We start from the raw sequence: 6971 nt of genomic DNA on the forward strand, positions 1-6971 counted from the left end.
TCGGCAGCGACCGCTCGCAACTGACTGCGATGAGCCAGGAGGCGCTCAAAGCGACAGGCTGCGATGGCCTGACCGTGCTGGCGGACCGCGGCTATTACAACGGTGACGAGGTGCTGGCCTGCGGGGGCACCGGCATTCTGCCCGTGATCCCAAGGACGCAGACATCGGGCAACCCAAAGCGCGGCCTCTTCTCCAGTGTCGATTTCCTCTACGATGCCGAGAACGATCGATACACCCGTCCGGCCGGCCAGCATCTGACCAAAGGCAAGATCCGCTCGGACCGTCGGGACGAGATCGACCATTACCGCAACCGGACGGGCTGCGGGGCTTGCGTCCTGAAACCCAAGTGCACGACCGACAAGCACAAGCGGGTGAAGCGCTGGATGCACGAAGGCGTGCTCGACCAGATGCAGGCCAGGCTCGATCGCCTGCCCGAGGCTATGACCATCCGTCGCCAGACCGTCGAGCACCCGTTCGGCACACTCAAAGCCTGGATGGGCAGCACCCACTTCCTCACCAAGACCCTCGACAAGGTCCGAACCGAGATGAGCTTGCAGGTTCTCGCCTACAACATGAAGCGGATGATCAACATCCTCGGCGTCAAGCGGCTCATGCAGGCCATTGCCGCCTGATCAAAGTCAGTCGCCAGAGCGCATTCAAAACAATCTGCGGACCCCATCATCCCCAACGAGCTGCGCGTAGGCACGTTTTGACACGGCCTCGGCTCGGAGCAGTCATCTGGCGGTTTCGGTCAGCTTTGGTGTGGTCGCAGGCTATCCGATCCCGCACCGCCCATAGACTGTTCGAACCCAGGATTATGCGGCCGCCCTCGATAAAGAGCATGTGCCAGCCGTACCTCACCAGGATCTCATCACGTCCAGATTTCCGACGCACACACCAGAGTGAAGAGGCCGAGGACCCCGCCGAGTTCTGCAACCGTTCTCAGAACGGGAACCGGGTCATCCGACAGATAGGTCCAACCGCCGAGCACGAGAATGATGAGCATGGCCCACCACGCCATGGAAACTCTCCCCTTGTGGCATTCTCCCCAACGCCGAACGACATATAGCAACGCTCGACTTCGTTACGCAACGTGAGTCTCGGACCGAAAAGCTGGAACCCGCATGCAAAACAACCCAGGACAGCCTGACCGCTGCCCCGGTGCTCATGCAGAGCACACTGTCGGGTATGCCAATTCACTGAACGCCGGGGCAGTGGAACCTTGGCCGTGTGGCGGCGTTGTGAGCGCGGGGGGATTTCATCACCGGCTCAATTGCATCACCTAACCGGGTCCGCGTCGCGATCACCAGCGAAATGACGGGTGTGCTGCACGGCCCTCCCGCACCTGCGTCCAGGAAGATCTCTGGCCTCTACTGCCCCACGGCCGTTGTAGCAAGGCGCGCCCGACCAAGGTGCGATAGTGGAGATTTGTTGAGCCAAGCCGCGACGCGTAATGTCCTTGCTCCTGTCGGTTGGCGCCGCACTCGACGGAATTAGATCTGGCGCCCGTCCGAAGGGGGGCGGTCCATGCTGGATACGAAGCCGCTGAGCCAAGCGCTGGCTGCCATCCGTTCTCGGCTTGCCGAGATCGACCAGCAGATCGCGGCCCTGGAGGCCGAACGGGAACGGCTGCACAAGGGCAAGGAAGGACTGAGCGCGCTTCTGGGCGAGACCAAGCCACCGCCGGAGCCGGAGAGCGCCAAACGCGGACCCGGCAGGCCGCGAAAAACGCGCGAGCCTGGCGCGCCGCCAAAGCCCCGTGCGAACACCTTCCGGAGTAGACTCCTGGCCGCGATCCAGCAGGCTCCCGAAGGGCTCCCTACGCCTCAGATCCGCGACATGTTCCCTGACCAGAAGCAGAGCACGCTGGCAGGGACGCTGAGCAATCTTCGGCGCAATGGCTTGCTCCGGTCTGAAGCCGGGGTGTGGTTCCCGGTCGAACGAACAGAGCCTTTAGACGCGGGACCTGAAGTAGAGGAGACCGCGCCGGTTCCGGATGCGATGGCCTCCAATGAGGTCGATCAGGATTTGCTGAAAGCGGCGCCCTGATCTACGGGCTCGCCGTCGGTGAAGGAACGATCGCCGCATCGCGCCCTCCCCTCGTCAGGCCGGCGCAGATCGTTTGGATGTCTCCGGATCCAGAACCAGGACCGCGTAGCAGGTGATTGGTATCTGCGGGCGCAGACTATGGCGAACCTGCCGCGGCTCCGCCAAAGAGATTGCCGAATAGCTGCTGCGAAAGAGGCGGCTTGCCGGCCAACGCGGGACGGCTCGAACCCGCGGCTTGCGATCCAGATGATGTGAAGGCGAGCGCCGGCCCCGCTGCCTCGTCGATAGAGATCTCTCGCGGCCCGAGCGCCTCATGGTGCGGATCGACGAGACGACCTGGCTCAAGGCGGGGATCGAACTGGCGGACGGTGAGGCCCTGCTGGGCAGCGTTCTCACCACCGGGCAGTTCGACTGGGCCACCGGACCGTTCCGGGGCGACGCGGCTGATTTCTGGATCAGGGTGACGGTCGAACCCTGCGGCTCCAGGCCTCGGCCGACGGCCAACGCTGGCCCTTGATGCGGCTCTGTCCGTTTCCGGTAGCAGAGCGATACTCGGTTGGACCCATGTGTTGCACGCCCGAGCGGACTGGTCTGGACGTCTTGTTCTCCGACTTCACGGTTGCACCACCGAGCGGGCGTGCGCTCCACGACCTCTCCTGAGCTGCAGTTCGGCGCCACATCCGGTTGGAAGTGGATTCGAAGTCAGGAGCTGAAAGCCCAAGCGGCACGGCCCGTCTCCGCGAGTGAGGCTCTGACGGGATACCGCTTCCGCTCCGGGCTCTGGTTGCGAGCACCGCGCGAGCATCGGTCCGCTTCGCCGCCTCCCCAGCAGGGGAATTGGTTTGAACCACGCCTCTGCCAATTGTGAGGCTGACCCGCTTCCTGGCCCAAACCGGGCCGGTACTTTATCGTTCGCGAGGACGCGGAGCACGAAGATGCCGGAGGAAGAGTCCCATTCACTCGGGTGGTATGTCGTCGAGAGAGCTTCCCGCGATCCGTTGGATTATCGCACGTTTGCCGATGAAGTTGCCGCCCTTCGCGAGTCCGGCGCGGCACCCGCAAGGGTCCTGGGGCGGTGGGCAGCCCTACTCCTCAGCCAGAAAGAGAGCGGTCCGGATCGAGCGAGGAAAGCAAATCTCATTCTCGATGCCTTCCTCGAGGCGGTGGAGGCGCCCGGAACGGCCCAATTGTGGGAATGCTGGTCACTCGCCGAGGTTCTGGCATACTGTTGGCAAGATCTCGGGAGCCGCTCGGCCCAGCTCGTCGGATTTTTCGAAGAGCGGATCCACGAGGCTCCCAACGTCGCCAAGAACAACTTCGATGCCCTTCTGCGGAACTGGTCGCTCATTCCCATCAGGATCACCTGCGCGATTTGCAGGATGCTGGTAACGGACAGTGGCACTGACCTGCCCTTCGAGGAGTTCGCCAAGATCGCTTATCGTTGCGCGGTGAAGGGCGAGGACTAGGCGGCAGTCGCCAGGGCCGCCTTGCTGACTCTCCAGCCGTGAAGCCACTTCCGGATGAGTTCCCGCTAGTGAGGAGAATGACGGGCTGTGGCTTTCAGTTCCTGTCTTCAAACTGCCCTCTGGTCGTTGTGCTCGAATGGAGGGTCGAACTGTGAAGGGAACACCACGCGGGTCTGGCTGAGCGCTACCTGATCGGAGAGCCATCTGGCGACGTATTCGTCCGCCATGAAGCCAGTGTGGCCTCTCGGGGACTTGTGGAGCACTTAGCTCGTGTCCATCGCCCGAAGGATTGTTCCTGCGCGACGGCCGATCGCCAATCAGGTGCTACGTCCACCCAGCCGGCACGACCGGCCTTTCACTTCGCCGATCGACCACTCACGACCGAGGCGCGATAAGACAGCACGGATGTGGTGGGGTGGCGGGCGTTGCAGGATAACCTCGTATACGTCACGACGATCGTCACGAATTGCTCGCAGCAGTTCCGTGTCGGACCGAATAGAAGCTTCTCCAGCAAGTCCGCCGCCGCGCATCATCGGCGACCTTCCTTGCATTCTGTTGCGAAAGGTGAGTCTCGATTCGGATCGAAGTGCGGCGATCCGGAGCACAGTTATGCCAATATCTAGGCGATCACTTCAGACTAGCTTGACAGAAAGCATCAGGCGGGAGCGCCAAGCCCAAAGCGTACCCTCACAGCCGGTCTACGCAGCGACTCCGAATTCGCGCTCAGGTAATAGGGACGACGTACTACTAAGGATGAGCCCGGATACTTTCTGGCAGAGGCAGACTGGTCCAATCCTGGCGGGCTCTCTGACGCTGCGGCTTTGTCTCGGGCCGAGGAGGGTCATGAAGTCGTCACCACGTGTCCTTGCAATTGCCAAACACGTCCCTGTAGCTGCTCACGTCTCACAAGATACTTCTACAGGTCGGCGGCGTCGGACCTGTCGTGAGAAGCCATGACCTACAGGATGACTACCGTGACCGATCAGGCAGTCTCCCATCGAAGCGCTATCGCGCTTGCAGCCGAGATCGTATCGTCGTTCGTCAGCAGCAATCCGGTTCCAAGGACTGATCTGCCTGCGCTGATCGGCAGTGTCCATGCGGCACTCCAAAAGGTTGCCAGCCCGGCCGAGGTCGGTGAGCCAAAGCCCACGCCTGCGGTTCCAGTGAAGAAGTCGATCACGGTGGACTTCCTGATCAGCCTGGAAGACGGCAGGCCCTACAAGTCGTTGAAGCGCCACCTCACCCGGCTGGGCCTGACGTCCCAGCAGTATCGGGAGAAGTGGGGCCTCCCGGCCGACTACCCCATGGTAGCGCCGAGCTATGCCGCGCAGCGCTCCGAACTCGCGAAGAACAGCGGGCTCGGCCGCAAGAACAAAGTGGCAGTGAAATCGGCTGCCCCTTCCCCGAAGATCACCGCTCCGGCTGTGAAGAAACCCGTGCGCAAGAAGGTTCGGTAAGATTTCCGCTGCGACCCTCCAACGGCACAGGCAGGCGGGCTCATACTCCGGCACTTGTGCCGAGCATCGGACGACGGCCGGATCGCTGTCCATAGCGCCTCCGCGCGTTAGGGCTCACGGCGTAGCAGGACAGCGAGATCTTCCAGGGCCATTTCGACGGGGAGCATCCGACCCGGCAGGAGCGGTCATCCTCGATGTCAGAAGGGAGGTGAGAGATGGTCTTGTCCCGCGTCATCGCCTTCGATGGAGATGATACGCTCTGGCAAAACGAGACCCTGTTCTCGATGACGCAGAACCGCTTCTGCGCGCTCCTGACCCGGCACGTAGATCTCCCCGAGCGCCTCATGCATGCCCGCCAGTTCGACACCGAGCGGCGCAATCTCGCAGTCTATGGCTACGGCATCAAAGGCTTCGTGCTCTCGACGGCCGAGACCGCGATCGAGGTGACGGATCGGCGCATTCCCGCCGAGGACATCCAGACGATCCTCCCCTTTGGCCGCACCATGATCGAGCATCCGGTCGAAGTGATTCAGGGGGCATGGGAGGTGCTGGAGACGCTTTGCGCCCGCGATCACGCGTTATGGCTGATTTCGAAGGGAGACCTGTTCGGTCAGGAGAGCAAGATTGCGCGCTCCGGTCTGGCTCCGCCGTTCGAGCGCATCGAGATCGTCTCCGAGGAGGATCAGGCCACCTATGAGCGGCTGCTGGCCCGGTATGGCGTCGACCTGGACGAGTTCCTGATGGTGGGCAACTCGTTACGCTCGGATGTACTTCCGGTGATTGCGGCGGGCGTGCAGGCCGTCCACGTTCCGTATCAGATCACCTGGGAGCACGAGACCGTGGAGATGGAGGACGGTCCCTTCCACTGGACGGCTCCCAACCTGCGGGCGCTTCTCGACATCAGGTCTGCGTAGCGGAATACACTCGCCCTTTCTGACAGTTTCAGATCGTTCCGGAAGATACGCCAGTCTATGCCACGTGTGGCCATTTGAAAAACGGTAATTCATGCTGCGCATCGGTTCGATCACCGGGCACCTGTTCCTATATGCTCTGGCGCTTGCCCTTCCGATCCTCCTCATGAGCGGCCTTATCGGCTGGGCTTACATCCGGCAGGAACAGAGCCGCATCGAGAGCTTGGCCGAGAGGGAGGCGGGTCAGGTCGTAGCGGAAATCGACAACCGGCTGGAAGCTTATCGGGCGATGCTGAACGTGCTCTCCGTGGACCCGAGCATCCTCGGAGGCGATCTGGAGGGCTTTCGCGCCCGGCTGGAGCAGATGAGAATACCGGCTGATATCTGGTTCGTCGTCCGGGAGCGGAACGGTCAGCAGGTTCTCAACACCGCCGTGCCCCAGGGAGAGCGGCTGCCGGCCTTTCCGGGCCGAGGTGACCCGGTGATCTTCGACGAGGGGAAACCCTTCACATCGAACCTGATCTGGGCACCGATCACCCAGCAATGGGCCGTGACGCTCTCAGTGCCCGTGCGCGTGCCTGCGGTCACAGGCGAGGTCCACTACGCTCTGACCATCGGGGTTCCGGCTGCCCACCTCCAGAAACTCCTCGCTGACGTGCCGGAAGGCTGGGTTACGGCAATCAACGACAGGGGCGGAACCATCCTGGCTCGGTCTCTGCGCCATGAGGACTGGGTCGGTCAGCCGATGGCGCGCCGGGGCTGGGAGATCACCAAGGATGTACCGCCGGGACATGGAGGCCTCTGGCGGGATGTCTATACCCTGGAGGGCACCAAGGTCATCGGAGCCTACCACCGCATGGCGAGCACCGGCTGGTTGATCGGCATCTCGGCACTGCCGGAAGTCTATCAAGCTCCGCGCCAGAACATCCTCGTGTTCGGGTCTCTCCTGGCCTTCGTCTCCCTGCTCCTCGCCACCATCCTGGCCTTTGTCATGGGGCAACGCATTACCAAGGCCATCCAGGTCTTGCAGGTGAAGGCTGCTGCCATGCGTGACATGGAGGAGATCGACTTCCCGCGCACCTCATTGG

General features: G+C 62.3%; 7 protein-coding genes and 1 pseudogene. 7 read left to right on the forward strand and 1 reads right to left on the reverse strand.

The window, feature by feature from the left end; genetic code table 11:
* The coding region (locus tag BN1233_RS39405; RefSeq protein ID WP_046869145.1) for a transposase at positions 1-632 on the forward strand (632 nt) is incomplete at its 5' end.
* A gap of 239 nt (positions 633-871) precedes the next feature.
* Here the strand turns inward: BN1233_RS39405 and BN1233_RS47930 are convergent.
* The gene (locus BN1233_RS47930) at positions 872-1021 is read right to left on the reverse strand and encodes a hypothetical protein (RefSeq protein WP_154678351.1); all 150 of its coding nucleotides are present in this window, start codon (positions 1019-1021) and stop codon (positions 872-874) included.
* Positions 1022-1527: 506 nt separating this feature from the next.
* Between BN1233_RS47930 and BN1233_RS39410 the strand changes: the two genes are divergently transcribed.
* The 6 genes and pseudogenes from BN1233_RS39410 to BN1233_RS48915 form a co-directional block, all read left to right on the forward strand.
* Positions 1528-2049 carry a MerR family transcriptional regulator gene (locus BN1233_RS39410; RefSeq protein WP_046869146.1) on the forward strand — a complete coding sequence of 174 codons (522 nt, stop codon included), beginning with the start codon at positions 1528-1530 and terminating at the stop codon, positions 2047-2049.
* A gap of 310 nt (positions 2050-2359) precedes the next feature.
* Positions 2360-2709: pseudogene (locus BN1233_RS45630) on the forward strand (DUF1349 domain-containing protein); the annotation flags it as partial.
* Between the two features lie 275 nt (positions 2710-2984).
* Positions 2985-3515 (forward strand): hypothetical protein, encoded by a 531-nt coding sequence (locus BN1233_RS39420; protein ID WP_046869147.1) that lies wholly within the window; start codon positions 2985-2987, stop codon positions 3513-3515.
* A gap of 965 nt (positions 3516-4480) precedes the next feature.
* Positions 4481-4972 (forward strand): Ros/MucR family transcriptional regulator, encoded by a 492-nt coding sequence (locus BN1233_RS39425; RefSeq protein WP_046869192.1) that lies wholly within the window; start codon positions 4481-4483, stop codon positions 4970-4972.
* A gap of 215 nt (positions 4973-5187) precedes the next feature.
* On the forward strand, positions 5188-5886 hold the full coding sequence (locus BN1233_RS39430) for an HAD family hydrolase (protein ID WP_046869148.1): 699 nt from the start codon (positions 5188-5190) through the stop codon (positions 5884-5886).
* A gap of 91 nt (positions 5887-5977) precedes the next feature.
* Positions 5978-6971 (forward strand): cache domain-containing protein (locus tag BN1233_RS48915; protein ID WP_046869149.1); only part of this gene is annotated, 994 nt, incomplete at its 3' end.

Origin of the sequence: Microvirga massiliensis (genome assembly GCF_001006805.1) — a bacterium.
GTDB lineage: Bacteria > Pseudomonadota > Alphaproteobacteria > Rhizobiales > Beijerinckiaceae > Microvirga > Microvirga massiliensis.